This window comes from Streptomyces sp. NBC_00385 (genome assembly GCF_035917155.1).
In the GTDB taxonomy this organism is placed as follows: domain Bacteria; phylum Actinomycetota; class Actinomycetes; order Streptomycetales; family Streptomycetaceae; genus Streptomyces; species Streptomyces poriferorum.
This window is the reverse complement of sequence record NZ_CP107951.1, coordinates 2715785-2737788: the sequence shown is the minus strand read 5'-3', so window position 1 is coordinate 2737788 and position 22004 is coordinate 2715785. Positions and strand designations below refer to the sequence as shown.

The following is a 22004-nucleotide window of genomic DNA, read 5'->3' as shown; positions in this document are numbered from 1 at the left end:
CATCCGACCTGGTCGCGGAGAACACGAGGAGCCGCAAGGTGTTCAATGACATAGGCCCACTGGAGCTGGTGGCGCTCGCCATCATCGGCGTGCTCGTCTTCGGCCCGGACAAGCTCCCCAAGGTCATCCAGGACGCCTCGCGTTTCATCCGCAAGATCCGGGAGTTCTCGGAGAGCGCCAAGGAAGACATCCGTACGGAGCTCGGCCCGGAGTTCAAGGACTTCGAGTTCGAGGACCTGAACCCGAAGACGTTCGTCCGTAAGCAGCTCATGGACGGCAACGACGACCTCGGGCTGAAGGAGATCCGGGAGAGCTTCGACCTGCGCAAGGAGGTCGCCGAGGTCACCGACGCGGTGAACGGGCGCGAGACCTCTGCCGCGGAGGCGAAGACCGGCGTGTCGGGCGCTGCCGCGGTCACCGCGGCCAACGGCTCGGCGGGCGCTCCCGACCTGCTCAAGAAGCGTGAGCAGCCCACGAAGACCGACCACCCGCCCTTCGACGCAGACGCCACCTGACCCACGTCAATCCCGACTCGTCCGGACGGTATGGCTATTCTCCATCTGTCCGGTTGTGAGTACGCCCGCGGGGGGCGGGCCGCTCCGGACCTTGACGATCGAGGAGGCGGCCGGGCAGATGGAGACAACGAGTCGGGTGGGCGCGGATGGTGCGCCGGACACAGCCACGGCGGAGGGGGTGCCGGCGGCCCGGCTCACGGTCGACGGCTATCTGCAGGCGCCGTTCCCCTGGTACGGACTGGACGAGGCCTTCACCGGGCGCCGCTGGCTGATGCAGGTGGGTACCGCGGCGGACGGCACGGTGCAGCACGGCTCGACCGGTCACGGTGACGAGCCTTCGGTACGGGGCGGCGACTCCGGTGCGGACAAGCAGCGCTTCGCGGTGGTCGTCACCGTCGCCAGCAGCCCGGTACGGCGCAGCGGCGACGGCACGGGGGTCCTGGACGCGACGACCGTCTCCTCGGCGGCCTGGCTGGCGGGCTCCGGTCTGCTCGCCTACACCTGGCCCCCGCAGATGGACCACACCCTGCGCGACGACTGGCTGGACCAGCAGACGGAGACGGCGTTCGAACTCGCCGACGATCTGGACGGCCCCGCGTGGTCGGTGCTGTCACTGCCGGTCGACGGTGTGCCGGTGCCCTTCCACTACCGCGAGTCCGAGTTCGGCTGGGTGCTGGCGGGGTCGGCGCAGGGCGTGCACATCGGGGCGTACGGGCGGGGGATGAGCGCGTACGGGCTGGGGTTCTCGGTCGTCGAGGACATCGCTTCGTACGACGCGTAGATCTCAGGCCTCGCCGGCGTCGGAGGCGCGAGGGGAAGGGGCGAAGCCCCGTTTTCGGGGCTCCGCCCCGGACCCCGCGCCTCGGATGCCGGCGAGGCTGATCTCTCAGAACTTGTTGCGCGGGGTGATGCCCAACGACATGCCGGACAGGCCGCGCTGACGGCCGCCCAGCTTGTCCGCGATGGAGCGCAGGGCCTTGCCGGCCGGGGAGTCGGGGTCGGAGAGCACGACGGGCTTGCCCTCGTCACCGCCCTCGCGCAGCCGCACGTCGATCGGGATGGAGCCGAGCACCGGCACCTCCGCGCCGACCGTCTTGGTCAGGCCCTCGGCCACCCGTGCGCCACCGCCCGAACCGAACACGTCGACCATCTCGTCGCAGTGCGGGCACGGCATGCCCGACATGTTCTCGACGACGCCGACGATCTTCTGGTGGGTCTGCACGGCGATCGAGCCGGCCCGCTCGGCCACCTCGGCGGCGGCCTGCTGCGGGGTCGTGACGACCAGGATCTCCGCGTTCGGCACCAGCTGGGCCACGGAGATCGCGATGTCACCCGTGCCCGGCGGCAGGTCGAGCAGCAGGACGTCCAGGTCGCCCCAGTACACGTCGGCGAGGAACTGCTGGAGCGCTCGGTGAAGCATCGGTCCGCGCCACACCACCGGGGCGTTGCCCGGGGTGAACATGCCGATGGAGATGACCTTCACGCCGTGCGCCGACGGCGGCATGATCATGTTCTCGACCTGGGTCGGCTTGCCGTCCGCACCGAGCATCCGCGGCACGCTGTGCCCGTAGATGTCCGCGTCCACGACACCGACCTTGAGTCCGTCGGCCGCCATCGCCGCCGCGAGGTTCACCGTCACCGAGGACTTGCCGACGCCGCCCTTGCCCGAGGCGACCGCGTACACGCGGGTCAGCGAACCGGGCTGGGCGAACGGCACCTCGCGCTCCGCCGTGCCGCCGCGCAGCGAGGACGCCAGGTCCTTGCGCTGTTCGTCGCTCATCACGTCGAGCGTGACCTCGACCCGGGACACCCCCTCGACACGCGCCACCGCGTCGGTCACGTTGTTGGTGATCGTCTCGCGCATCGGGCAGCCGGAGACGGTGAGATACACCGTGACAGCGACCACACCGTCAGGATCGATCTCGACCGATTTCACCATGCCCAGCTCGGTGATCGGGCGGTGGATCTCCGGGTCGTTCACTGTCGCCAGTGCCTCAAGCACCGCGTCTTCCGTAGCCATACCGACGATGGTACGGCGCCCGTCGCTACGCGCGGGTAGCCCCGTCAGCGGTCTTCGTCACTCTCGGCCGGATACAGGGCGCGGCGGTCGTCCAGGTCCTTCGCCAGGTCCTCCAGTTCGGACCGGATCCAGTCGCGCGTGGCGACCTCGCCCAGACCCATCCGCAGCGCGGCGATCTCCCTGGTCAGGTACTCGGTGTCGGCGATGGAGCGCTCGTTCTGCTTGCGGTCCTGCTCGTGGGTGACCCGGTCACGGTCGTCCTGCCGGTTCTGCGCTAGCAGGATCAGCGGGGCCGCGTACGAGGCCTGGAGCGAGAGCATCAGGGTCAGGAAGATGAACGGGTACTCGTCGAACCGCAGGTTCCCGGGCGCGAAGATGTTCCACACCACCCACAGGATGATGATCAGCGTCATCCAGACGATGAACCGTCCGGTGCCCAGGAAGCGCGCGATGCGCTCCGAGAAGCGGCCGAAGGCCTCGGGGTCGTACTCCGGCAGCAGCCGCCGGCGCGGGGCCCTGGGCTGGTCCAGCCGGGTCCTGGGGGTACGGGTCAGCGCCGTCGAGCCGTTCGACGCCCTGGAGCGGTCCTCACCGGTCACCGGGCACCCCCTCACGGCCGTGGAAGTCGGTCTCCCGCCAGTCGTCGGGCAGCAGGTGGTCCAGGACGTCGTCGACCGTCACCGCGCCCAGCAGCGAGCCGCTCTCGTCGACCACGGGCACCGAGACCATGTTGTACGCCGCCAGATAGCTCGTCACCACCGACAGCGGGGTGTGCGGGGGCAGCGCCACCAGGTCGCTGTCGACGAGCGAGCTGACCAGTGTGAACGGCGGGTCGCGCAGCAGCCGCTGGAAGTGCACCGTGCCCAGGTACTTGCCCGTCGGCGTCTCGTCGGGTGACCGGCACACGTACACCTGGGCGGCCAGCGCCGGGGAGAGGTCGGACTGGCGTACCCGGGCGAGCGCGTCGGCCACCGTCGCGTCCGGACGCAGGATGATCGGCTCGGTGGTCATCAGACCGCCGGCGGTCCGCTCCTCGTACGACATCAGGCGCCGCACATCGGCCGCGTCGTCCGGACGCATCAGCGTCAGCAGCCGCTCCTTGTCCGCCTCGGGCAGCTCGGAGAGCAGGTCGGCCGCGTCATCGGGGTCCATGGCCTCCAGGACGTCCGCGGCGCGCTCCTCCTTCAGCTTGCCGATGATCTCCACCTGGTCGTCCTCGGGGAGCTCCTCCAGGACGTCGGCGAGCCGGTCGTCGTCCAGGGCGGCGGCGACCTCGGCCCTGCGCTTCGGGGACAGGTGGTGCAGGGCGTTGGCCACATCGGTGGGGCGCAGCTTCTCGAACGTGGCGACGAGCGACTCCGCGCCCTGCCCGTGCTCCTCCAGCGAGAAGCCGCTGACCGCCGACCACTCGACGGTCAGGGTCTCGCCCTTGCGGCGCAGCGCCCCGCCCCGGCCCTTGCGGACGAAGTACTTGTCGATCTCCCAGTCGCGGCGGGCGGGCAGCTGCTGGATGGCCACGTCCAGGATGGTGACCTCCTCGCCCGTCTCCACCAGACTGACCCGCCGGTCGAGGAACTCGCCGAGGACCAGACGTTCGGTGGGCCGCTGTTCGAAGCGCCGCATGTTGACCACGCCGGTGGTGATGACCTGTCCCGACTCGATGCCCGTCACCCGGGTCATCGGAAGGAAGATCCGGCGCCGGCTCACCACCTCGACGACGATGCCGAGCAGCCGGGGCGGCCGGCCGCCGACCCGGAGCATCGCGACCAGGTCGCGGACCCGGCCCACCTGGTCGCCGTTGGGGTCGAAGACGGGTACGCCGGACAGATGCGAGACGAAGACGCGGGGCGTGCCTGGGGCCATGCGTGCGCCTCCTCTTCCGCCGACGCTCTTACGCATCCGGTCTGTTCCGACAGCTCTTGCACCCTTATGACGTGATCAGGCTAGCCCGTACCACTCCGTGGCGCCCCGGCGAACCGTCCGTACGGCTCTCTGCCGGAAGACGTAGGCGGCACGGGTACGCTGCCGTCTGCCACCCCCGCCATGCAGATGAGAGGCAGTGCGCCTGTGACCTCTTCCGTTCCGCCCGTCCGGGCTCGCCGCCGGACCGCCACCCTCGCCCTCGTGCTCTGCGCCGGGCTGACCGCGGCGCTGACCGCGTGCGCGGGTGAGGATCCGGACAAGGGGACCAACGGCATCGGCAGACTGACCGGCCCGGAGATCGAGAAGAAGGCCCGGACGGCTGCGGACTCCGCGGACGCGGTCCGGCTGGCCGGCACGCTGGTGAGCAAGGGCGGCACGTACAAGATCGACATGAAGCTGAAGGACAAGGGCGGTGTGGGCTCCGTCACCTCGAAGAACAGCACCTTCGAGCTGCTGCGGATCGGCGACGAGCTCTATCTCAAGGCCGACGCCGGCTTCTGGAACCACGACGACGACAAGAAGACGGGCGCCGGGCAGACGGGCGAGGCGGACAGGACCGCCGCCGACAAGCTGGACGACAAGTACGTGAAGGTCCCCGAGGACGACCCCACGTACAAGCAGCTGCGCGGCTTCACGGACAAGAAGGTGCTGCTCGACGGGCTGCTCACGCTGCACGGCAAGGTCGGCAAGGGCGACCGCGACAAGGCCGGCGGGGTGCGCACCATCCGGATCCTGGGCGGTGCGGGCGAGGGCGGCGCGCTGGACGTGTCCCTGGAGGGCACCCCGTACCCGCTGAGCTTCGCCCGCGGCGGCGGTGGCGGCGTCATCACGCTCGCCGACTGGGGCAGGGACTTCGCGCTGGTGGCCCCGGCCGAGGACGAGACGGTCGACTACGGGCAGCAGCTGCCGAAGTCGTCGTCCTCCTCCTCGTAGTAGCTACGACCTGCGCAGGGACTTCCTCAGCAGCCGCGGCAGCCCGGCCGGAACCGGCAGCCGGGTGGTCGCGGTGGTGGGCAGCGGGGCGGCCGCCCCCGAGGTGTCGGGCAGTTCCGTACGGGAGTCGAGCGGCGTCAGCGTGACGATCCGGCACTCGCGCGCCCAGCGGTCGGGCATCTGCTCGGCATCCGGCGCGTTGAGCCGCTTGCCCTTGAGTTCGGCGACCGCGGCCTCCCACTCCTCGGAGTGCGGGGCGAGCTGCGCCACCGAGGCCGACCAGGCGACGAGCCGGCCGCCCTTGTCCTTGCTGCGCACGGTCACCTCCGCGGTGGCGCCGTCGGTGAGCCCGGCCGGGAGCGGCTGCTCGCCGGGGCCGTCCCCGACGAGGTGCGCCGCACCCTCGTGCCACACATGCCACAACGCCCGCGCGGAGCCGGTGCCGCGCACCCAGATGAGGCCCGACTTCTTGGTGGCCTCCTCGACGAGGGCGGGTCCGAGCAGTGCGTCAGCAGCAGTCATGCGCAGAGCTTAGACCGACCGGACCTCGGCCGGTCAGAGCCAGCCGTTGCGCTTGAGCATGCGGTGGATGGAGAAGCAGACCACGCCGATGAAGCCCATCACCATCGGGTAGCCGTACGTCCAGCGGAGCTCCGGCATGTGGTCGAAGTTCATGCCGTAGACGCCGCAGATCATCGTCGGTACGGCGACGATGGCCGCCCAGGACGTGATCTTGCGCATGTCCTCGTTCTGCGCGACGGTCGCCTGCGCCAGGTTGGCCTGGAGGATCGAGTTCAGCAGTTCGTCGAAGCCGATGACCTCCTCCTGCACCCGGACCAGGTGGTCGGCCACGTCCCGGAAGTACTTCTGGATGTCCGGGTCGATCAGCCGCATCGGCCGCTCGCTGAGCAGCTGCATCGGGCGCAGCAGCGGGGAGACGGCCCGCTTGAACTCCAGCACCTCGCGCTTGAGCTGGTAGATCCGGCCGGCGTCCGAACCGCGCGGACTGCCCTTGTCCGGGGTGGAGAAGACCTCGATCTCCACTTCGTCGATGTCGTCCTGCACCGCGGCCGCCACCGCGATGTACCCGTCGACGACATGGTCGGCGATGGAGTGCAGAACCGCGGACGGACCCTTGGCGAGCAGCTCGGGGTCGTCCTGCAGCCGGTGGCGCAGCGCGCGCAGCGAGCCGTGGCCGCCGTGCCGCACCGTGATGACGAAGTCCCGGCCCGTGAAGCACATCACCTCGCCGGTCTCGACGACCTCGCTGGTCGCGGTCAGCTCGGCGTGCTCGACGTAGTGGATCGTCTTGAAGACGGTGAACAGGGTGTCGTCGTACCGCTCCAGCTTCGGCCGCTGGTGAGCGTGGACGGCGTCCTCCACCGCGAGCGGGTGCAGCCCGAACTCCCGGGCGATCCCGGCGAACTCCTCCTCGGTCGGCTCATGGAGGCCGATCCAGGCGAAGCCGCCCTTCTCCCGGACGCGCAGCATCGCCTCGTGCGGGGTGCGGCAGGTGCCGTCCTCCTCGGCGATGCGGCGGCCGTCGCGGTAGACCGCGCAGTCGACGACCGCGCTGGAGGCGGACGGGTCGCGCGTGGTGTCGTAACCGCTGTGCAGGTTGTTGGTCTTGCGCAGGGACGGGCGCACCACAGCGCGCAGGTCACGGATCATCGACATGACTGGCTCCTTCACGGAGGGGCCGTCTGCGCAGGCGTGGAACAGCCCGGAATGGGGACGTGGGCTCACGTCCGCAAAGCGGGCGGCACCGCGGAGGCACGACGACGGCGTTCGCTACAGACAGGCAAAAAGGGAGTGCTCTTCCGTCGTGCGAAATGCCAGGGGCCTTGACCGAGAAGGCGTCAGATCACAGAAGAAAGGTGTCGAGCGGAAGAGCGGTTGGTACTGCACGGTCGACTTGGATCCACCGCAGCCCCACCTCCTCCGGTCGGTCCCCCGTGGGGGATGACGTTTCGTCGGGACTTGAGAGCGACGCTTCTGCGTGCTGTCCCGACCGGCACCCCAGGCTAGCAGCCGGTACAGGGTCAATCCCTTACTTTGCCCGTTCCATACGCGTCCTATGCTCACGGCATGGCAGAAATTCTTGCTCTGGTCGAGGCGCGTCTGCGGACGGCCCTGGGCGAACCGGACGCACGCGCGGCAGTGACGTTTCTCGGGACGGACCGGATCGAGGTGCTCAGGTTCATCGACGGCGACGTGGTGAGGTACGCCACCCTCGGAATGTCCGCCCAGCCGATGGCCGATCCGACCGCGACGCTCGCCGACCCGTTGAAGGGACCGCGCGCCGAACTGGTCCTCTCGGTACGGGTCGGCCTCGCCGACACGGACCAGGTGCTGCGCAAGCTCGCGGTGCTGGCGGCCTCGCCACAGGTGGAGGGGGTCGTCGTGGCGCCGGGCGCGTCCCTGGACGTGGGTGAACCGCTGTGGCCCGGGGCGCCGTTCGGCTCGGTGCTGGTCGCCGAGTCCGGGGGGCTGGTCGACGATCTGGAACTGGACGGACCGATGGAGCCCGTACGGTTCCTGCCGCTGCTGCCGATGACGCACAACGAGGCGGCCTGGAAGCGGGTTCGCGGCGCGCAGGAACTCCAGGAGCGGTGGCTGTCGCAGGGGACGGATCTGCGTGATCCGCTGCGTGGATCGGTCGCCCTGGACTGAGACGAACGAAGCGGCGGGGCCCCGCCGCGCGGCCGGGGCCGTGGGCGGGGCTGTGCGAGCGGCCGGTCGGCTCAGTTGGCGAAGACCGTGACGCTGTCCTCGGTGGCGTGCTTCGGCTCCAGTTCCTCCGCCTCGTGCGTCAGCGCCGAGCGCCGGACCCAGACGACCACCGCACCGATGACCGCGGCGACGGCGGCGACCACGAACGGGATGTGGATGTTGCTCCACTCCTCGATCTTCGGGGCCAGGTAGGGCGCGGCGGCGGCCGCGAACCAGCGGACGAAGTTGTAGCCCGCACTGGCCACCGGGCGCGGTGCGTCCGAGACCCCGAGCGCCAGTTCGGTGTAGACGGTGTTGTTCATGCCGATGAAGGCGCCGGAGACGATGGTGCAGACGATCGCCGTGGTGTGGTTGCCGTACCCGAGGATCACCAGGTCCGCGGCGAGCAGCACCAGCGAGGCGCCGACCACCTTGAGCGAGCCGAAGCGCTTCTGCAGCCGCGGGGCGACGAGCACCGAGAAGACCGCCAGCAGCAGACCCCAGGCGAAGAAGACGGCGCCGGACTTGTACGGCGTCATGTTCAGCACGAACGGCGTGAACGCCAGGATCGTGAAGAACGCGTAGTTGTAGAAGAACGCCGAGGTCGCGACGGAGGCGAGCCCGCGGTGGCCGAGCGCCTTGAGCGGGTCGAGCAGCGAGGTCTTGCGGGCCGGCCTGGGCTGTTCCTTCAGGAACGCCGTGATGCAGACGAAGCCGATCGCCATCAGCGCGGCCGTGCCGAAGAACGGGTAGCGCCAGCTGGCGTCACCGAGCAGCGCCCCGAGCAGCGGTCCGCAGGCCATGCCGAGGCCGAGCGCCGATTCGTACAGCAGGATCGCCGCCGAGCTGCCGCCCGCGGCGGCGCCCACGATCACGGCGAGTGCGGTCGAGACGAAGAGCGCGTTGCCCAGGCCCCAGCCGGCCCGGAAGCCGACGAGCTCGGCGACGGAGGACGAGGTGCCGGAGAGCGCGGCGAAGACCACGACGAGCGCGAGGCCGGCCAGCAGGGTCTTGCGTCCCCCGATACGGCTGGAGACGAAGCCGGTGACGAGCATCGCCACGGCCGTGATCAGGAAGTACGAGGTGAACAGCAGGGACACCTGGCTCGGCGTCGCCTCCAGTCCCTTCGCGATGGACGGGAGAATCGGGTCCACCAGGCCGATTCCCATGAACGCGACGACGGAAGCGCCCGCTGTGGCCCAGACGGCCTTCGGCTGGCGCAGGATGCTCGCCGTTCCTTGTTCGAACGGATCCTCTCCCTGCATGGGACTGCTCGCTCTCCACTAGATCGGTGTGTTGTACACAGAATAAGTTAGAGCGTCTAATAAATGCAAACTACACCTAAATTGGCTGGTCGGGGCCACGCTGCGGAAGGGTGATCGTCCTTGACGCGGGGACGGCCGGGGAGGACCGTGGGGCGCTATGAGGGGCGAACCCAGTTGCCCGAAGTGCGGAGGCCGGGTCAAGGCGCCCGGTTTCTTCGACGACACCTGGCAGTGCGACGTGCACGGCAGCGTGCATCCGATGCAGCCGGTCATCCCGCCCAGCGTCGAGGCACTCGGGGTGGTGGTCCACCGTGCGCAGGTGCCGGTGTGGATGCCCTGGCCGCTGCCGGTCGGCTGGCTGTTCACCGGCGTCGCGGCCGCGGGCGACGACCGCAGCGGCGGCCGGGCCACCGCTGTCGCCTGCTCCGGACCGGGGCCGCTCGGCGGGGTCGGCGAGCTGCTGCTCGTCGCCGAGGAGCTCGGTGTCGGACTCGGGGCGCGGTACGCGGGGATCGACGGGCCGGACCCGGGCCCGCTGCTGAGGGTCGACGGACCGCCGGACGTCAAGGTGCTCGCCGCCGGCCGCCCCACCCCGCTCTGGCACGTGAAGGACGCCCCCGCCGACCGCGCGGTCTTCGCCGGAGAGGCGTGCGGGCTCTGGCTGTGGGCCATCGTCTGGCCCGAGCAGTCGGGACTCCTGATGTACGACGAACTGGTGCTGACCGATCTGCGCGACGCCGGGGGAGAGGTCGACCTGGTGCCCTGCGGCGCCCTCACGCCCAGGCTGCTGACGGGACCCTGAGCGGCTGCCGGGCGGCCGGAGCGGGCCTGCCCGCCGGTTATCCTTGAGCGTCCCCCACCCGGCTGCGAGCACTGGAGTACGTGTCGTGCGCATCGACCTGCACACCCACTCCACCGCGTCGGACGGTACGGACACCCCCGCCGAGCTGGTGCGCAACGCGGCTGCCGCGGGGCTCGACGTCGTCGCCCTCACCGACCACGACACCGTCCGCGGTCACGCCGCGGCGAAGGCCGCACTCCCCGAGGGCCTCACCCTGGTCACCGGCGCCGAGCTCTCCTGCCGCCTCGACGGCGTGGGCCTGCACATGCTGGCGTACCTCTTCGATCCCGACGAGCCCGAGCTGGCGCGCGAGCGCGAGCTGGTGCGCGACGACCGGGTGCCGCGCGCGCGGACCATGGTGCGCAAGCTCCGGGAACTGGGCGTCCCGGTCGAGTGGGAACAGGTCGCACGGATCGCGGGCGACGGCTCGGTCGGCCGGCCGCACATCGCCACCGCGCTGGTCGAGCTCGGCGTCGTCGAGACCGTCTCCGACGCCTTCACTCCCGAGTGGCTCGCCGACGGCGGACGCGCGTACGCGGAGAAGCACGAACTCGACCCCTTCGACGCGATCCGGCTGGTCAAGGCCGCCGGTGGCGTCACCGTCTTCGCCCACCCGGCCGCCGTCAAGCGCGGCGAAGTGGTCCCCGAGTCGTCGATGGCGAAGCTCGCCGCCGCGGGGCTCGACGGCATCGAGGTCGACCACATGGACCACGACGAGCCCACCCGGGCCCGGCTGCGCGGACTCGCCCGCGAGCTCGGCCTGCTCACGACCGGGTCCAGTGACTACCACGGCAGCCGCAAGACCGTGGCGCTCGGCGAGTACACCACCGACCCGGAGATCTACGGCGAGATCACCCGGCGCGCCACGGGAGCCTTCCCGGTACCGGGCGCCGGCGGACCCGCCGCCCCGTAACGGCCCCCGCGCCACCCCTTCACGTACACGCCCGCGCCGCAGCGCGCCCGCGTGACGCCCGCTCGTCCCCGCCCCACGTCACGGCAGCCGGTCCGGCAGGCCGCGGGGCGCCTCTCCCCACGCATGTCCGCTCTCTCCTCGCAAGGCTCACTGTGTTCGACGTCGCTGTCTTCGGATCCCTTTTTCTCACCCTTTTTGTGATTATGGATCCGCCGGGAATCACCCCGATCTTCCTCGCCCTCACCGCGGGCCGCCCCGCCCGGATGCAGCGCAGGATGGCGCTGCAGGCGGTCGCCGTCGCCTTCGGTGTCATCGCCGTCTTCGGGCTGCTCGGCCAGCAGATCCTGGACTACCTGCACGTCTCCGTTCCCGCGCTGATGATCGCGGGCGGACTGCTCCTGCTGCTGATCGCGCTCGATCTGCTGACCGGCAAGACCGACGAGCCGACGCAGACCAAGGACGTCAACGTGGCGCTCGTGCCCCTCGGCATGCCGCTGCTCGCCGGGCCAGGAGCGATCGTCTCCGTGATCCTCGCGGTGCAGCACGCCGACACCGTCGGCAGTCAGGTCTCGGTCTGGACGGCGATCATCGTCATGCACGTCGTGCTCTGGCTGACCATGCGCTACTCGCTGCTGATCATCAGGGTCATCAAGGACGGCGGCGTCGTCCTGGTCACCAGGCTCGCCGGGATGATGCTGTCGGCCATCGCCGTCCAGCAGATCATCAACGGCGTCACCCAGGTCGTCCAGAACGCCTGACAGGGCCCCGGACACCACAGCGCCCCCGCACGGTTCTTCCGTGCGGGGGCGCTTCGTCTTTGTGCGTCGGCGTCTTTGTTTACGTCGGCAATGCGTTACGAAGCCGAGGTGTCGGCCGGGCGGATATAGATGCGCTGGCCGATTGCTGCGGCCTGCTGCACGATCCGGTTGACGGAGGCGGCGTCCACGACGGTGCTGTCCACGGCGGTACCGTCGACATCGTCGAGTCGCATGATCTCGAAGCGCATATGGCTTCCCTTCGTCTGATCCTCCTGCTGGAGAACTACTGGGAGGACGGGTGGCCCGTCCGCAAGGATGTGGAGCGCACAGGCATCTCTGTCCCGCGCCCCACGGTGTGTACAACGGCTTGCCCCCTGCAATCATTCCCTACGCTAAGGAAATTTTTTGGATGTCTAAGTACCAGCAGGTAACCGAGCATGCGCGGACGACGGATTCCGCGACGAGGTCCGCATGAACGAGGCAGAGACCGCCGATCGTCTGGACCGCACCAACGAACTGCTCCTGCGGGTGCTCGCCGAGGTGTCGAAGACGCCGTCGACCCACGCGATCTTCGTGGACGCGGGGTATGTGTACGCCGCGGCCGGGCTGCTCGTCACCGGCACCGAGGACCGGCGCTCCTTCGACCTCGACGCCGAAGGGCTGATCGAGGCGTTCATCGACAAGGCCCGCACCATCTTCGCGGACAGCAGACTGCTGCGCGTGTACTGGTACGACGGGGCCAGGCGCCGGATCCACACCGTCGAGCAGCAGTCCATCGCCGAACTCCCCGACGTCAAGGTCAGGCTGGGCAACCTCAACGCCAACAACCAGCAGAAGGGCGTCGACTCACTCATCCGCACCGACCTCGAATCCCTCGCCCGGCACCGCGCCATCAGCGATGCCGCTCTGGTCGGCGGCGACGAGGACCTGGTGTCGGCCGTCGAGGCGGCGCAGGGATACGGGGCCCGGGTCCATCTGTGGGGCATCGAGGCCGGGGAAGGCCGCAACCAGGCCGAACCGCTGCTCTGGGAGGTCGACAGCCAGCGCACCTTCGACCTCGACTTCTGCCGCCCGTACGTGACCAGACGTCCCGTCACCACCTATGAGGACGACAGTCCGGCGCCCTCGCGCGAGGACGTCCGCTTCGTCGGTGCGCAGATCGCCGCCACCTGGCTCTCCGCCCGCGGCCGCGAGTCCCTGGCCGACCTGCTGCCCGGGCACCCGTATCTGCCGGGCTCCGTCGACCAGGATCTGCTGGTCGAGGCGGAGCGGCTGCTCCAGCACTCACTGCGCGGCCACGCCCATCTGCGCAGGGCCCTGCGTGACGGCTTCTGGCAGCACCTCCAGGCGCAGTACTGACACAAGTCGGCCCCCGAATGCCCCCGTGTCCTCGCCGTCGCTCAGAGGCTGTCCCAGAAGGAGACGAGCGCGGCGGCCGTCGGCACCGGCCGGTCCGTGTTGGGGGAGTGCTCGGCGCCCTCGATCCGGGTCCGGCGCGCCCCGAGGCGTACCGCCATCGCGTCGAGCAGCGGCACCGGCCAGACGTCGTCGCGCTCGCCGGAGATCACATGGACCGGCAGTCCCGTGGCGGCGAGCTCGGCCACCCGGTCCGGCTCGGTGGCCAGCTGCCGGCCGGTGGCGATCAGCTGTGCGGGGTGGTGGCGCAGCCAGCGCTGCCGCATGTCCTCGCCATCCGTTTCCGCCTCGGCCGGCGGGTCGAGGGCCCGCATGGCGGCCCAGACGTCGTCCATGCTCATCGTGGCGAGCGCGTCACCGAGGATCTTCAGCTTGACCTGCTGGGCCTCGATGACCTCGGCGGGCCCGGAGGACATCAGGGTGAGCGAACGGAACGGTGCGGGATCCAGCAGCACGGCAGCGCGCGCGATCTGCCCGCCGAGTGAGTGGCCGATCAGGTCGACCGCTCCGTCGCCGAGTCCGAGCGCGGCCGTCTGCGCGAGCACGTCCTGGGCCAACTCGCCCTGGGCGTAGGTCTCCTGACGGTCCGTCCCGTCCGTCTCGTACTGGCCTCGCCCGTCGACCGTGACGGCTCGGTAGCCGGCGTCGGCGAGCGGTTGCAGCAGTGCGATGAAGTCCTCCTTGCTGCCGGTGAACCCGGGCAGGAGGAGGACGGTGCCCCGCGGTCGCGTACGCGGCCCGGCGTCCAGGACGGCGAAGTCCCCGCGCCCGGTGTGCAGGGTGCGGGGGCGGGCGCAGGGCGGCGGGATGAAGGTGGGTGGCCTGCTCATGGCACGAGGTTACGGCCGCGGGCGGGGTCCGTCATGCCGTGGAACGCCGGACGGGCCCGAGGAAACCCTCGGGCCCGTCCGGGCGATCGTTCGACGCGTGCTCAGCCCTCGGACTTGGCGGCAGCCGCCCGGGGGGCCCGGCGACGGCGCGGCTTGGCCTCGCCCTCGGCGGCCGGTGCCTGCGCCACGGCCTCCGTCTTCGGCTTCGCGGCCGCACGGGGGCGACGGCGCGACCTGGCGTCCGGCTCGGGCTCCGCGATGGGCGCGATCTGGAAGTCGACCTCGTCCTCGGCGGGCTTGATCACCCGGGCGCGGCGACGCGGCTTGGTCACCGTCGCGGCGACGGGCACGGGCTCGGCCACGGGGGCGGTCTGGAAGTCGGCCTCCTCCGCGGGCTTGGCGACCCGGGCACGGCGGCGACGCGGCTTGGCCTCGGCCACCACCTCGGCCTCCGGCTCGGCGTCGACCACGACCTCGGCCTTGGCGGCCCTGGTCCTCGTCCGCTTCTTCGGCTCGGGAGCGGCCTCGGGCTCGGTGTCGATGACCACGGCCGGAGCCTCCGCCACCGCGACCGCTGCCTCGGCGGCGACGTCAGCGGCGGCGATGTCCGCGGCACCGACACGGCTGCGCCGGCGACGGCGCGGGGTGCGCGGCTCGGACGGGCCGTCCGTGGCCTCGGGGGCCCCGACGATCTCCGTGGCGGGCGCGGGCACCGTCACGGCGCCCTCCTCCGCACTCGAACCGCCCCGGGTGCGACGACGCTGACGCGGCGTACGCGCGGGACGCTCCTCGCGGACCGCGGGGGCCGACGCGGCGGCGGACTTGCGGCCACGGCCGCCCGTCTCGCCGAGGTCCTCGATCTCCTCGGCCCGCAGACCCGCACGGGTCCGCTCGGTACGCGGCAGGACACCCTTGGTGCCGGCCGGGATGTCGAGCTCCTCGTACAGGTGCGGCGACGTGGAGTACGTCTCCGGCGGGTCCGGGAACTTCAGGTCCAGGGCCTTGTTGATCAGCTGCCAGCGCGGGATGTCGTCCCAGTCGACCAGCGTGATCGCGATGCCCTTGGCCCCCGCCCGGCCGGTCCGGCCGATCCGGTGCAGATAGGTCTTCTCGTCCTCGGGCGACTGGTAGTTGATGACGTGGGTGACACCCTCGACATCGATACCGCGGGCCGCGACGTCGGTACAGACGAGCACGTCGACCTTGCCGTTGCGGAAGGCGCGCAGCGCCTGCTCACGGGCGCCCTGGCCGAGGTCGCCGTGGACGGCGCCGGAGGCGAAACCGCGCTTCTCCAGCTGCTCGGCGATGTCGGCCGCGGTGCGCTTGGTGCGGCAGAAGATCATCGCGAGTCCGCGGCCGTTGGCCTGCAGGATGCGCGAGACCATCTCGGGCTTGTCCATGTTGTGCGCGCGGTAGACGTACTGCGCGGTGTTCTTGACCGTCGTGCCCTCGTCGTCGGGCGACGTGGCGTTGATGTGGGTCGGCTGCGACATGTAGCGGCGCGCGAGGCTGATGACCGCGCCCGGCATGGTCGCCGAGAACAGCATCGTCTGGCGCTTCGCGGGCAGCATCGTGATGATGCGCTCGACGTCGGGCAGGAAGCCCAGGTCGAGCATCTCGTCGGCCTCGTCGAGGACGAGGGCGCGGACCTTCGACAGGTCGAGCTTGCGCTGGCCGGCCAGGTCGAGCAGGCGGCCCGGGGTGCCGACGATCACGTCGACGCCCTTCTTGAGGGCCTCGACCTGGGGCTCGTACGCCCGGCCGCCGTAGATGGCGAGCACGCGGACGTTACGCACCTTGCCGGCGGTCTGCAGGTCGTTGGTGACCTGCTGGCAGAGCTCGCGGGTGGGGACGACGATCAGCGCCTGGGGGGCGTCGGTCAGCTTCTCGGGCTGGGCCCGGCCCGCCTCGACGTCCGCGAGGACGGTGACGCGCTCCAGCAGCGGCAGGCCGAAACCGAGCGTCTTGCCGGTGCCGGTCTTGGCCTGCCCGATGACATCGGAGCCGGAGAGCGCTACGGGGAGCGTCATCTCCTGGATGGGGAAGGGGGACGTGATGCCGACGGCCTCAAGGGCTTCGGCCGTCTCGGAAAGGATCCCGAGGTCTCGGAACGTAGTCAGGGTGCTGCCTCTTCTGTGAAACGCGGTCCGAGGCGAACGAAGGGGGTCGTACCGTGCCGGGGTTGGTCATCCGGCCGTGGATGGGCCGGGTGGCGCGGGACCACTGCCGTCGCTCGAGCGCTCGTGCCGCTGAGGGGGCCCCTCATCTGCGGTCGTACGTGTCGTACGCACCGCGTGGAGGGCTGTCGGGTCGGAGCCGATCGGGCCACCGACCGGGCATCCTCATTCAATTTCGCGCAACGAGCAGTTGCAAAATGCTCAGTAAGCGCAATACCACTGTACCCCGGATTCGCGCATCTGTGTTGGGCGAATTCATCGGAACGGTGTGACGTCAGTCGGCGGCCGGACCCTTCCACCCCCCGGCGGGCGGGCTATTCTGCGGTTCATGGAGACGCCTGACAACGCCACTGAAGCCCCCGCATCCACCAGAATCGCCGACCAGGACTGGGCCACCGCGTCCGCCGAGCCGCAGTACCGGGCTGCCGTCGTCGACCTGCTGGGAGCACTCGCCTACGGGGAACTGGCGGCCTTCGAGCGGCTCGCCGAGGACGCGAAACTCGCACCGACCCTGGCCGACAAGGCGGAGCTGGCGAAGATGGCGTCCGCGGAATTCCACCACTTCGAGCGGCTCACGGACCGGCTGACCGCGATCGAGGTGGAGCCGACCGGCGCCATGGAGCCGTTCGCCAAGGCCCTCGACGACTTCCACCGCCAGACCGCGCCGTCGGACTGGCTGGAGGGCCTGGTCAAGGCCTACGTCGGCGACTCGATCGCCAGTGACTTCTACCGCGAGGTCGCGGCCCGGCTCGACTCGGACACCCGCTCCCTCGTCCTCGCCGTGCTCGACGACACGGGGCACGGCAACTTCGCGGTCGAGAAGGTGCGCGCCGCGATCGAGGCGGACCCGAGGCTCGGCGGCCGGCTCGCGCTGTGGGCGCGCCGGCTGATGGGCGAGGCGCTCTCGCAGGCGCAGCGGGTGGTGGCCGACCGCGACGCGCTGTCGACGATGCTGGTGGGCGGGGTGGCTGACGGATTCGACCTGGCCGAGGTCGGCCGGATGTTCTCCCGGATCACCGAGGCGCACACCAAGCGGATGGCCGCCCTGGGGCTGGCCGCCTAGGGGCCTGTCGCCGAGGTCAGGCCGCCGCCGACCGGATCGGCCGGCGGCTGCGCGGCCTCAGCAGCAGGGACAGCGTCACCGCGGAGATCAGCACCGAGCCCACCAGCGTGGCCGCCGCGTGGCCCGGGCCCAGCACCGAGTGGGTGAGGCCGGCGCCGAACAGCGCTCCCAGCGCACCGGTGCCGAGCACGGCGCGGCGGGACGGGAGGCGGGGCGACAGGGTGCGCAGGGCCGCCCAGGCCAGGGCGAGTCCCAGCACGACGGAGCCCAGGGTTTCCAAGATCACAGACGATCACCTCGCAGGTGGGAGGGCGGGCAAATCGGTCGTAGGCCGTACTACCCCCGGGCGCCGCGAGGCAACCCTCCCGGGGACAGGCTTCGCTCAGCCGACGCACAGGAACGACGGCGGGACGAGCAGGGGTCCGGTGCGGCGGTCCGCCCCGCGCACGACGAAAAGCGGCCCGGCGGGGAGAATCCCCACCGGGCCGCTTCCGCGGTCTGTGCGTCCGGGCGTGCTGCTACAGCGCGCCGAACCCCACCCGTCGTGTGCTGGGCTCGCCGATCTCCACGTAGGCGATCCGGTCGGCCGGCACCAGGACCTTGCGGCCCTTCTCGTCCGTGAGGCTGAGCAGCTGCGCCTTGCCGGCAAGAGCCTCGGAAACCGCGCTCTCGACCTCTTCGGCGGAAAGCCCGCTCTCCAGAACGATCTCCCGGGGCGTGTGCTGCACCCCGATCTTGACCTCCACGGCTATGTCCCTCCGACGGTCAGTCCCTGCGCGGTGAACCGCGCCGTACGCAGCACACATTAGCCCGCTGAGGGGACCGGGCAGGGCGCTGCGGGAAACGCCCGCAGCGAACACCGGAGCCGGCCGCCCCGCTCAGTGCTGATCGAGGCCGTGCAGGGGGAAGCCCGCGATACCCCGCCAGGCCAGCGAGGTGAGGAGCTGCACCGCCGTGTCGCGCGGGATGGCGGAGCGGCTGGAGAGCCAGTAGCGGGCGACCACCTGGGACACCCCGCCCAGCCCGACCGCGAGCAGCATGGACTCGTCCTTGGACAGCCCCGTGTCACCCGCGATCACGTCCGAGATCGCCTCGGCGCACTGGAGCGAGACCCGGTCGACCCGCTCGCGTACAGCGGGCTCATTGGTCAGGTCCGACTCGAAGACCAGCCGGAACGCGCCGCCCTCGTCCTCGACGTACGCGAAGTAGGCGTCCATCGTCGCGGCCACGCGCAGCTTGTTGTCGGTCGTCGACGCCAGCGCCGTGCGCACCGCGAGGAGCAGCGACTCGCAGTGCTGGTCGAGCAGGGCCAGATAGAGCTCCAGCTTGCCCGGGAAGTGCTGGTAGAGCACCGGCTTGCTGACCCCGGCCCGCTCCGCGATGTCGTCCATCGCGGCGGAGTGGTACCCCTGCGCGACGAAGACCTCCTGCGCAGCACCCAGGAGCTGATTGCGTCGGGCGCGGCGGGGCAAACGAGTGCCCCGCGGGCGCGCCGCCTCGGTCTGCTCGATGGCTGTCACGCCGCCTCCCAAAATTGTGATCGGACCCAGCAGTTCCGTGCACGCTGCGCCATACCGACATCGTACTTTTGGGTAACCCTGGTATGCGCGGCGCGGACGCAGAATTTCACGGACCGGACGACTGCGGTAGCCACAGTTTCCGCACCCCCAGCCGCATAGCGGGGCGTATCAGCGGTAATCGTCCTCATCCTGTGGGACAACACGGGCCTGCTCCGCCGCATCCGCCTCGTTCGCGCGGTCGCGGTCGACGTCCGTCAGCGGTTCGTCGTCCTCCGGACGCAGATCCGCGTGCTGCTCGGCGGCGTCCGCGTCGGGTGCCTCATGGTCGGGATCGTCCGGCTGGACGTCCTCGAAGCTCTCCGGGTCACTGGGGTCGACCGTCATGGTGACTCCCTTCCTTGCCTCCGAGCCTAGGAGCTACCCCCCGAAGACGCCATGCGATCTGTGACGGCGAACACATGAACCACGGTGTGATCGTCTCGTAACATTGCCGCATGTCTTCGACCGAGCTGCCGGGAGTCCGTGCCGCCGCCGCAGCGGTGGCCCCCACGGTGAGCGCCGTCAGAGTCGCGGAGGGGGAGAGGCTTCGCTCCGTCACGCTGCCCGGGCTGACGCTGACCGTCCGTTCGCGGCCGCCGGAGCGGACCGGGCTGCCGCCCGCGCTCTTCGTGCACGGACTCGGCGGCTCCTCGCAGAACTGGTCGGCGCTGATGCCGCTGCTCCAGGACGTGCTGGACAGCGAGGCGGTCGACCTGCCGGGCTTCGGGGACTCCCCGCCGCCGGACGACGGCAACTACTCGGTCACCGGCCACGCCCGCGCGGTGATCCGCTTCCTCGACGCCGGGGAGCGCGGCCCCGTGCACCTGTTCGGCAACTCGCTGGGCGGCGCGGTGGCGACCAGGGTCGCGGCGGTCCGCCCCGACCTGGTGCGCACCCTCACCCTGATCTCGCCCGCGCTCCCCGAACTCCGGGTGCAGCTGTCGGCCGCCCCGACGGCACTGCTCGCCGTTCCGGGAGTCGTGTCCCTGTTCGCCCGGATGACCCGGGACTGGAGCGCGGAACAACGCACCCGCGGAGTCATGGCACTCTGTTACGGCGATCCGGCACGTGTCTCCGCCGACGCCTTCCGTCACGCGGTGGCCGAAATGGAGCGGCGGCTGGCGCTGCCGTACTTCTGGGACGCGATGGCGCGCTCGGCACGTGGCATCGTCGACGCGTACACACTGGGCGGGCAGCACGGGCTGTGGCGCCAGGCCGAGCGGGTGCTCGCACCCGTCCAGCTCGTGTACGGCGGACGGGACCGGCTCGTCTCGTACCGGATGGCACGCAGGGCGTCCGCGGCCTTCCGCGATGCGCGACTGCTGACACTGCCCGACGCCGGGCACGTGGCGATGATGGAGTACCCGGAGGCGGTCGCCCAGGCGTTCCGGGAACTGCTCGACGAATGCGGCGGGAGCTGATCCGGGGCGTGGGACGACACAGCCGAAAGGGCCCTGCGCCCAGGGCGCCCGAGAGCGGGCCCTCCGAGGCGAACGCGGAAGCGGGGCGCGAGGACGCCCTGCCCGCAGCCGGCAACGGCCGGCGCAGACGGCCGGGCGAAGCGGCTCCCGGCACCGACGGCCACACCCCGTTCCAGGGCATCCCCCAGGTGCGCGGCGGCCATCCCGAACAGCGTGAACCCGGCGGCGGCTGGGGCACCGGGTCCCTCGGGCGCTACGGCGACCGCCCGGCCCCGCCGCACGGCACGGGACCGGGCCGCATCGGCGGCCAGGCCGCCCGGACCCAGGCGCCCGGACGGCCGCAGAACCCGCAGGGGCCGCGGAGTCCTCAGGCGTCGCGGAACGCGCAGGAGGCCGCTGCCGGGCCGCTGATACCGGGGCCGCGGCGCGAGTTCGTCGAGGCCTTCGACAGCCCGCCCGCCCCGCCCGCGCCCCGCCGTCCGGCCGCGACCCCTTCCGGTCCGGCCGATCCGTACCGCTCCGTCACCGACTGGGACGAGCACCCGCCGGACGCGGACGACCGCGCGGCGGCTCCCGGCGACGAGGCCAAGAGCACCAAGGGCGGCAAGGGCCGCACGTTCACCGGTATCGCCGCGGCCGCCGTGACGACCGTGCTCGCGGTGGTCGTAGCGGGCCAGGTGGCCCACGACAACGGCAGCCGGTCCGCCGCCGCGCAGCCCGCGGGCGTGGACCGGGACGGCGAGAGCGACGCCTCGCGCTCGGACGTACGGACGACGCCCAGGCCCGAGGTGGCGGTCAAGCCTCTTTCGTACGAGCAGAAAATGGCCAAGGCGTATCCGCTGGCTGCGAAGCTCACCGCATCGGGGAAGTTCCGGACGGTCGCCGGGACGGCGAAGGCTCCGGGCAAGGGACAGAAGTACCGGTACCGGATCGATGTCGAGGACGGGCTCGGACTGGACTCGGCGCTCTTCGCCCAGGCGGTCCAGAAAACTCTGAACGACGACCGGAGCTGGGCCCACGACGGCGATATGACCTTCGAACGGATTTCCACCGGGACGCCGGATTTCGTGATCACGCTGGCCAGCCCGGGGACCACGGGTGAATGGTGCGAGAAGTCGGGGCTGGACACGATGGAGGACAACGTCTCCTGTGACTCCGCCGCCACCGAGCGCGTGATGATCAACGCCTACCGCTGGGCCCAGGGTTCGTCCACCTTCGGGCCGGACAAGCTCTTCGCCTACCGCCAGATGCTGATCAACCACGAGGTCGGCCACCGGTTGGGGCACAACCATGTGAGCTGCGGCACGAAGGGTGCCCTCGCTCCGGTGATGCAGCAGCAGACCAAGTCGCTCGACCTCAACGGCATCAAGTGCCTCCCCAACGCCTGGGTGTACCCGAAGGGTTGAGTTCCGTGAGGGGTGCTGCCGGGGCCGGCCCGGCACCCCCGCCACGACCGGCCGGGATGGCGCCCTCCGAAGGTTCCGTCCGAATGGCGAGACGACCGTCTCATATCGCGTTGACATCGGGCAGGCCGTCGCCCATTTTTCTCGGCATGTCACGCACCCCCGTCGCCACCGATCGCGCAGCCATCGAGCTCGCGCTCATCGGCGTGACCGGGCACAGCGTCGCCGACATCGACTGTTGCTGACGCCTGCCCG

At 70.7% G+C, this 22004-nt stretch carries 25 protein-coding genes; 12 read left to right on the top strand and 13 right to left on the bottom strand.

The genetic code is table 11. The features are described 5' to 3' along the window. The first annotated feature begins 38 nt into the window (after window positions 1-38). Window positions 39-515, top strand: coding sequence for a sec-independent translocase (locus OG959_RS11835; RefSeq protein WP_326658106.1), 477 nt, complete (start codon window positions 39-41; stop codon window positions 513-515). A 118-nt stretch (window positions 516-633) separates the two neighbouring features. Continuing rightward, the gene (locus OG959_RS11830; RefSeq protein ID WP_326658105.1) at window positions 634-1296 is read left to right on the top strand and encodes a hypothetical protein; all 663 of its coding nucleotides are present in this window, start codon (window positions 634-636) and stop codon (window positions 1294-1296) included. Between the two features lie 105 nt (window positions 1297-1401). Here the strand turns inward: OG959_RS11830 and OG959_RS11825 are convergent, their stop codons facing one another. Genes OG959_RS11825 through OG959_RS11815 form a run of 3 tightly spaced genes read right to left on the bottom strand, consistent with a single transcriptional unit; the run spans window position 1402 to window position 4398 of the window. Beyond that, entirely contained in the window at window positions 1402-2535 is a 1134-nt protein-coding gene (locus OG959_RS11825) for an Mrp/NBP35 family ATP-binding protein (protein WP_326658104.1), read from the bottom strand. Between the two features lie 44 nt (window positions 2536-2579). Beyond that, entirely contained in the window at window positions 2580-3134 is a 555-nt protein-coding gene (locus OG959_RS11820; RefSeq protein WP_326658103.1) for a DUF1003 domain-containing protein, read from the bottom strand. Continuing rightward, window positions 3124-4398: a magnesium transporter MgtE N-terminal domain-containing protein gene (locus tag OG959_RS11815; RefSeq protein ID WP_219572769.1), complete on the bottom strand. Its 1275-nt coding sequence runs from the start codon at window positions 4396-4398 to the stop codon at window positions 3124-3126. Before OG959_RS11815 ends, OG959_RS11820 begins: the two co-directional genes overlap by 11 nt. Window positions 4399-4602: 204 nt before the next feature. On the opposite strand from OG959_RS11815, the gene OG959_RS11810 reads away from it, so the two are divergent. Then, entirely contained in the window at window positions 4603-5391 is a 789-nt protein-coding gene (locus OG959_RS11810; protein ID WP_326658102.1) for a hypothetical protein, read from the top strand. 3 nt (window positions 5392-5394) lie between these two features. On the opposite strand, the gene OG959_RS11805 is transcribed toward OG959_RS11810, so the two are convergent. Then, window positions 5395-5913, bottom strand: a complete 519-nt coding sequence (locus tag OG959_RS11805; protein ID WP_326658101.1) for a hypothetical protein — start codon at window positions 5911-5913, stop codon at window positions 5395-5397. A 33-nt stretch (window positions 5914-5946) separates the two neighbouring features. After that, complete coding sequence (locus tag OG959_RS11800) at window positions 5947-7068, bottom strand: magnesium and cobalt transport protein CorA (RefSeq protein WP_326658100.1); 1122 nt, start codon at window positions 7066-7068, stop codon at window positions 5947-5949. 411 nt (window positions 7069-7479) lie between these two features. On the opposite strand from OG959_RS11800, the gene OG959_RS11795 reads away from it, so the two are divergent. Continuing rightward, the gene (locus OG959_RS11795; RefSeq protein ID WP_326658099.1) at window positions 7480-8064 is read left to right on the top strand and encodes a suppressor of fused domain protein; all 585 of its coding nucleotides are present in this window, start codon (window positions 7480-7482) and stop codon (window positions 8062-8064) included. Window positions 8065-8135: 71 nt separating this feature from the next. Here OG959_RS11795 and OG959_RS11790 read toward each other — a convergent pair whose 3' ends face one another. Next, a complete protein-coding gene (locus tag OG959_RS11790) occupies window positions 8136-9368 on the bottom strand; it encodes an MFS transporter (protein WP_326658098.1) in 1233 nt (410 codons plus the stop codon). Between the two features lie 157 nt (window positions 9369-9525). On the opposite strand from OG959_RS11790, the gene OG959_RS11785 reads away from it, so the two are divergent. The 3 genes from OG959_RS11785 (at window position 9526) to OG959_RS11775 (ending at window position 11880) form a co-directional block, all read left to right on the top strand. Continuing rightward, on the top strand, window positions 9526-10170 hold the full coding sequence (locus tag OG959_RS11785) for a DUF6758 family protein (RefSeq protein WP_326658097.1): 645 nt from the start codon (window positions 9526-9528) through the stop codon (window positions 10168-10170). Between the two features lie 85 nt (window positions 10171-10255). Continuing rightward, window positions 10256-11122: a PHP domain-containing protein gene (locus OG959_RS11780; protein WP_326658096.1), complete on the top strand. Its 867-nt coding sequence runs from the start codon at window positions 10256-10258 to the stop codon at window positions 11120-11122. Window positions 11123-11274: 152 nt separating this feature from the next. After that, window positions 11275-11880 (top strand): MarC family protein, encoded by a 606-nt coding sequence (locus tag OG959_RS11775; RefSeq protein WP_326658095.1) that lies wholly within the window; start codon window positions 11275-11277, stop codon window positions 11878-11880. Window positions 11881-11975: 95 nt separating this feature from the next. On the opposite strand, the gene OG959_RS11770 is transcribed toward OG959_RS11775, so the two are convergent. Beyond that, window positions 11976-12128 (bottom strand): hypothetical protein, encoded by a 153-nt coding sequence (locus tag OG959_RS11770; protein ID WP_167359504.1) that lies wholly within the window; start codon window positions 12126-12128, stop codon window positions 11976-11978. 223 nt (window positions 12129-12351) lie between these two features. On the opposite strand from OG959_RS11770, the gene OG959_RS11765 reads away from it, so the two are divergent. Next, window positions 12352-13239, top strand: coding sequence for an NYN domain-containing protein (locus OG959_RS11765; RefSeq protein ID WP_219572778.1), 888 nt, complete (start codon window positions 12352-12354; stop codon window positions 13237-13239). A gap of 41 nt (window positions 13240-13280) precedes the next feature. On the opposite strand, the gene OG959_RS11760 is transcribed toward OG959_RS11765, so the two are convergent. Together OG959_RS11760 and OG959_RS11755 are read right to left on the bottom strand one after the other, a co-directional pair. Next, a complete protein-coding gene (locus tag OG959_RS11760) occupies window positions 13281-14126 on the bottom strand; it encodes an alpha/beta fold hydrolase (protein WP_326658094.1) in 846 nt (281 codons plus the stop codon). A 101-nt stretch (window positions 14127-14227) separates the two neighbouring features. Beyond that, window positions 14228-16156 carry a DEAD/DEAH box helicase gene (locus OG959_RS11755; protein WP_326658093.1) on the bottom strand — a complete coding sequence of 643 codons (1929 nt, stop codon included), beginning with the start codon at window positions 16154-16156 and terminating at the stop codon, window positions 14228-14230. 475 nt (window positions 16157-16631) lie between these two features. Between OG959_RS11755 and OG959_RS11750 the strand changes: the two genes are divergently transcribed. Continuing rightward, on the top strand, window positions 16632-17366 hold the full coding sequence (locus tag OG959_RS11750; protein WP_219572781.1) for a ferritin-like fold-containing protein: 735 nt from the start codon (window positions 16632-16634) through the stop codon (window positions 17364-17366). A gap of 16 nt (window positions 17367-17382) precedes the next feature. Here the strand turns inward: OG959_RS11750 and OG959_RS11745 are convergent, their stop codons facing one another. From OG959_RS11745 to OG959_RS11730, 4 genes are all read right to left on the bottom strand, one after another. Then, a complete protein-coding gene (locus OG959_RS11745; protein WP_326658092.1) occupies window positions 17383-17652 on the bottom strand; it encodes a hypothetical protein in 270 nt (89 codons plus the stop codon). Between the two features lie 232 nt (window positions 17653-17884). Next, window positions 17885-18112, bottom strand: coding sequence for a DUF3107 domain-containing protein (locus tag OG959_RS11740; RefSeq protein ID WP_024490505.1), 228 nt, complete (start codon window positions 18110-18112; stop codon window positions 17885-17887). Window positions 18113-18244: 132 nt separating this feature from the next. Beyond that, window positions 18245-18886, bottom strand: coding sequence for a TetR/AcrR family transcriptional regulator (locus OG959_RS11735; protein ID WP_136329491.1), 642 nt, complete (start codon window positions 18884-18886; stop codon window positions 18245-18247). Between the two features lie 168 nt (window positions 18887-19054). Beyond that, the gene (locus OG959_RS11730) at window positions 19055-19270 is read right to left on the bottom strand and encodes a hypothetical protein (protein ID WP_326658091.1); all 216 of its coding nucleotides are present in this window, start codon (window positions 19268-19270) and stop codon (window positions 19055-19057) included. Window positions 19271-19380: 110 nt separating this feature from the next. Between OG959_RS11730 and OG959_RS11725 the strand changes: the two genes are divergently transcribed. The 3 genes from OG959_RS11725 (at window position 19381) to OG959_RS11715 (ending at window position 21994) form a co-directional block, all read left to right on the top strand. Beyond that, complete coding sequence (locus OG959_RS11725) at window positions 19381-20346, top strand: alpha/beta fold hydrolase (RefSeq protein WP_326658090.1); 966 nt, start codon at window positions 19381-19383, stop codon at window positions 20344-20346. Further along, window positions 20331-21752, top strand: a complete 1422-nt coding sequence (locus tag OG959_RS11720) for a DUF3152 domain-containing protein (protein WP_326658089.1) — start codon at window positions 20331-20333, stop codon at window positions 21750-21752. Before OG959_RS11725 ends, OG959_RS11720 begins: the two co-directional genes overlap by 16 nt. A gap of 146 nt (window positions 21753-21898) precedes the next feature. Next, the gene (locus tag OG959_RS11715; RefSeq protein WP_326658088.1) at window positions 21899-21994 is read left to right on the top strand and encodes an Ms4533A family Cys-rich leader peptide; all 96 of its coding nucleotides are present in this window, start codon (window positions 21899-21901) and stop codon (window positions 21992-21994) included. Window positions 21995-22004 lie beyond the last annotated feature (10 nt).

Excerpts from the sequence above, each read along its gene's own strand:
- OG959_RS11720 (WP_326658089.1), top strand. The coding sequence starts at position 20,331 with ATGCGGCGGGAGCTGATCCGGGGCGTGGGACGACACAGCCGAAAGGGC.
- OG959_RS11755 (WP_326658093.1), bottom strand. The coding sequence starts at position 16,156 with ATGACGCTCCCCGTAGCGCTCTCCGGCTCCGATGTCATCGGGCAGGCC.
- OG959_RS11770 (WP_167359504.1), bottom strand. The coding sequence starts at position 12,128 with ATGCGCTTCGAGATCATGCGACTCGACGATGTCGACGGTACCGCCGTG.
- OG959_RS11760 (WP_326658094.1), bottom strand. The coding sequence starts at position 14,126 with ATGAGCAGGCCACCCACCTTCATCCCGCCGCCCTGCGCCCGCCCCCGC.
- OG959_RS11795 (WP_326658099.1), top strand. The coding sequence starts at position 7,480 with ATGGCAGAAATTCTTGCTCTGGTCGAGGCGCGTCTGCGGACGGCCCTG.
- OG959_RS11815 (WP_219572769.1), bottom strand. The coding sequence starts at position 4,398 with ATGGCCCCAGGCACGCCCCGCGTCTTCGTCTCGCATCTGTCCGGCGTA.
- OG959_RS11830 (WP_326658105.1), top strand. The coding sequence starts at position 634 with ATGGAGACAACGAGTCGGGTGGGCGCGGATGGTGCGCCGGACACAGCC.
- OG959_RS11790 (WP_326658098.1), bottom strand. The coding sequence starts at position 9,368 with ATGCAGGGAGAGGATCCGTTCGAACAAGGAACGGCGAGCATCCTGCGC.
- OG959_RS11765 (WP_219572778.1), top strand. The coding sequence starts at position 12,352 with ATGAACGAGGCAGAGACCGCCGATCGTCTGGACCGCACCAACGAACTG.
- OG959_RS11785 (WP_326658097.1), top strand. The coding sequence starts at position 9,526 with ATGAGGGGCGAACCCAGTTGCCCGAAGTGCGGAGGCCGGGTCAAGGCG.
- OG959_RS11715 (WP_326658088.1), top strand. The coding sequence starts at position 21,899 with ATGTCACGCACCCCCGTCGCCACCGATCGCGCAGCCATCGAGCTCGCG.
- OG959_RS11800 (WP_326658100.1), bottom strand. The coding sequence starts at position 7,068 with ATGTCGATGATCCGTGACCTGCGCGCTGTGGTGCGCCCGTCCCTGCGC.
- OG959_RS11750 (WP_219572781.1), top strand. The coding sequence starts at position 16,632 with ATGGAGACGCCTGACAACGCCACTGAAGCCCCCGCATCCACCAGAATC.
- OG959_RS11725 (WP_326658090.1), top strand. The coding sequence starts at position 19,381 with ATGTCTTCGACCGAGCTGCCGGGAGTCCGTGCCGCCGCCGCAGCGGTG.
- OG959_RS11825 (WP_326658104.1), bottom strand. The coding sequence starts at position 2,535 with ATGGCTACGGAAGACGCGGTGCTTGAGGCACTGGCGACAGTGAACGAC.
- OG959_RS11730 (WP_326658091.1), bottom strand. The coding sequence starts at position 19,270 with ATGACGGTCGACCCCAGTGACCCGGAGAGCTTCGAGGACGTCCAGCCG.
- OG959_RS11805 (WP_326658101.1), bottom strand. The coding sequence starts at position 5,913 with ATGACTGCTGCTGACGCACTGCTCGGACCCGCCCTCGTCGAGGAGGCC.